Here is a 3,393-nt window from a genome sequence, read left to right on the forward strand (position 1 = left end):
TGATCGTGTAGTCGACGAGGTTGGCCAATGCCACCCGTCCCGGCACGTCGGGAAGCTTGGCCAGCTCATCGCGGGCCTGCGCCGCATAGGAGAAGACCGTCTCCTTCGCCTGCACGATTCCGCGTGAAGAACGCAACAGCGCCAACGCCTCGGCGACGTCGGCATCGTCCTCGACGGGACCCTTGAGCAATTCGCGCAGCCGGTCGGCGTCCGGCCCGGTCTCCCGCAAGGCGTAGAGCACGGGCAGCGTGTGCACGCCCTCGCGCAGGTCGGTGCCTGGCAGCTTGCCGGACTCGTCGGGATCGCTGTCGATGTCGATGATGTCGTCGGAGATCTGGAAGGCCGTCCCGACGATGCCGCCGAGCCTGCCCAGCCGTTGGATCTGCTCATCGTCGGCGCCGGAGAACGTGGCGCCGAAGGTGCCGGACGCCGCGATCAGGCAGGCCGTCTTCTCGTAGACCACCTTGAGGTAGTGCTCGACGGCGTCGACGCCCTCGGCCGCTCCACGGGTCTCACGCATCTGGCCCGTCACCAGCTGCGCGAACGTATCGGCGATGACACGCACGGCGTCGGGCCCAAGTTGCGACACCAGCCGCGACGCCGTCGCGAAGAGATAGTCGCCGGCCAGGATCGCAATGTTGTTGCCCCACCGTGCGTTGGCGCTGTCCGCTCCGCGACGCACCTGGGCCTCGTCCATCACGTCGTCGTGGTACAGCGTCGCGAGGTGGACCGACTCGATCACGGCGCCGGCCACGGTGACCTGCCAGTTGTCAGGGTCGGGGCCCAGCTGTGCCGACAGCACCGTGAACAACGGCCGGAACCGCTTGCCGCCCGCCTGAAAGAGGTGTTGAACGGCCTCGGCCATCAACTCATCGGCCTTACCCAGCTCAGTGGCCATCAGGTCCTCGATGCGCGCCACACCGTCGCGGACATTCGCCGCGAAGGTTGCGTCACCGAAGTCCACGCCCGCGACCACGGTCGCTGGTGTCTTCATTGGTCCAACATACTGGGCAGCGTGGACGAGAAATATGACGTGGTGGTGATTGGTGCTGGACCCGCCGGGTCCGCCGCCGCCGCGTGGGCAGTCCGCAACGGCCGTGACGTGCTGGTGATCGACGGTCAACAGTTCCCAAGAGACAAGGCGTGTGGCGACGGTCTCACCCCGCGCGCCGTCGCCGAACTGGAGCTTCTCGGGCTCGGCCCGTGGCTGGACGGCAAGGTCCGCAGTCGTGGGTTGCGGATGTCGGGCTTCGGGGCCGACGTGGAGATCGAGTGGCCCGGCCCGTCGTTCCCGGCCACCGGCAGCGCGGTGCCGCGGACCGAGCTCGACGAACGCATCCGGCAGGTCGCCGTCGACGAGGGGGCGAAGATGCTCTTGGGCGTCAAAGCCGTTGATGTATCGCATGATTCAAGCGGGCGCGCCACATCGGTGACGCTCGAGGACGGTTCGGTGATCGGCTGTCGGGAGCTGATCGTCGCCGACGGTGCCCGCTCGACCCTCGGCCGGGTTCTCGGCCGCGAGTGGCATCGGGAAACCGTCTACGGCGTGGCGATCCGTGGCTACCTCGCCAGCCCGCGCAGCAACGAACCGTGGATCACCTCGCACCTCGAACTCCGCTCTCCCACGGGAGAGGTGCTGCCCGGATACGGGTGGATCTTTCCGCTCGGCAACGGTGAGGTGAACATCGGCGTCGGCGCGCTTGCCACCTCGAAGCGACCCGCCACCGCGGCGCTGCGTCCGCTGATGTCGCACTACACCGACCTCCGACGCGACGAGTGGGGCTTCTCGGGCGAACCAAGAGCCGCGTTGTCGGCCCTGTTGCCCATGGGCGGTGCCGTCTCCGGCGTCGCCGGGCCGAACTGGATGCTGATCGGAGACGCCGCCGCCTGCGTCAACCCCTTGAACGGCGAAGGCATCGACTACGGACTCGAAACCGGCAGGCTGGCCGCCGAACAACTCGGCACCGGCGATCTGACCCATGCGTGGCCCGCCGAACTGCACAGGCACTACGCCCGCGGGTTCTCCGTCGCGCGGCGGCTCGGGCTGCTGCTGACGATCCCCCGCTTCCTTCCGGCCGTGGGCCCGATCGCCATGCGCTCGCACTTCCTCATGGAGGTCGCCGTGCGCGTGATGGGCAATCTGGTGACCGACGAGGACGCCGACTGGGTGGCCAGGGCGTGGCGAAGTGCCGGCGCCGGATCCCGCAGGATCGACGGACGCAAACCGTTCAGCTGACGGTCTACGACGAAATTGTCGGAACCGTAAGTCATACTTTGTTCATAGTTTGCCGTGTGTGGGGATGGTGAACTACTGGAGGGTGACGTTGGGGGACGGGGAAGTGTGGGCTTGGGGGTAAGCCGGGCGGTGGAAGCGCGCGCGGTGGCGGCATTCCTCCGGTCCACCGCGACGAATACGGCGGTCCTCGTCATCGAGGGCGAAGCAGGCATCGGCAAGACGACGCTATGGCTGGGGGCCTTGGAGCAGGCCCGTGAGGGCGGCTTTCACGTCCTGTCGGCACGCGCCGGGGAGGCCGAATCGGGCCTGACCTATGCCGTGCTCGCCGACCTGCTCGAAGGCGTCGACGGCGAGATCCTCGACACCCTGCCCCACCTGCAGCGCGTTGCGATCGAAAGAGTGCTGCTCGAAGGCGATGGCCACGGCCCGGTGACCGACGAACGCGTGGTCGCGTCGGCCTTTCTGACCCTCCTCGACCGACTCGCGACCGACGCACCCGTGATCGTCGCGCTCGATGACGTGCAGTGGCTGGACTCCTCCAGCCAGGCAGTCATCGCCTTCGCCACCCGACGGCTCAAGGGCCGCATCGGGGTGCTCGCCACCGAACGAACCGAAGGCGACGGCAGGAACGGCACCGAATGGTTGAAGCTGAACCGCCTCGATGGCGTCGAGCGCATCCGCGTCGGGCCGCTCAGCCTCGGCGGACTCCACAAGGTGGTCGCCAGTCGGTTGGGTCGTGCGTTCTCCAGGCCGACGATCGTCCGGATCAACGAGCTCTCCGGCGGCAACCCGTTCTACGCGCTCGAACTCGCCAGGGCGATCGACGGTCAATCGAGCATCGCCGACGCCGCCCTGCCCGGCTCGTTGGCCGACCTCGTCCGCTCGCGGCTCGACCAGTTCGGCGAAGACACCCAGACGGTGCTGCTGGCCGCTGCCAGCGTCGGCGCGCCGACGGTCGACCTGCTCGCCGAGGTCACCTCGCAGAGCGCCGAGCGCATCGTCGAACTACTCGAAGCGCCAGAGACCAACGGCATCGTCCAGATCGCAGGAAATCGTGTGCGGTTTGCCCATCCGTTGCTAGCCCGTGGTGTCTATAGCGTCGTCGGACCCGCCCGTCGCAGGCAGATGCATCGAGCACTCGCCGAAATCGTCCGACA

3 protein-coding genes are annotated in these 3,393 nt (G+C 67.7%); 2 read left to right on the forward strand and 1 reads right to left on the reverse strand.

Features of this window, described 5'->3' with window-relative positions:
* Positions 1-994, reverse strand: a 994-nt coding sequence (gene grcC1 / locus QOD90_RS12975) for a nonaprenyl/(2E,6E)-farnesyl/geranylgeranyl diphosphat synthase (RefSeq protein ID WP_526350255.1), incomplete at its 3' end; no start/stop codon positions are given.
* 12 nt (positions 995-1,006) lie between these two features.
* On the opposite strand from grcC1, the gene menJ reads away from it, so the two are divergent.
* Both menJ and QOD90_RS12985 read left to right on the forward strand, forming a co-directional pair.
* A complete protein-coding gene (gene menJ / locus QOD90_RS12980) occupies positions 1,007-2,236 on the forward strand; it encodes a menaquinone reductase MenJ (protein ID WP_526350259.1) in 1,230 nt (409 codons plus the stop codon).
* 144 nt (positions 2,237-2,380) lie between these two features.
* The coding region (locus QOD90_RS12985) for an ATP-binding protein (RefSeq protein ID WP_526350257.1) at positions 2,381-3,393 on the forward strand (1,013 nt) is incomplete at its 3' end.

Origin of the sequence: Mycobacterium sp. (assembly GCF_032161845.1) — a bacterium.
Lineage (GTDB): Bacteria > Actinomycetota > Actinomycetes > Mycobacteriales > Mycobacteriaceae > Mycobacterium.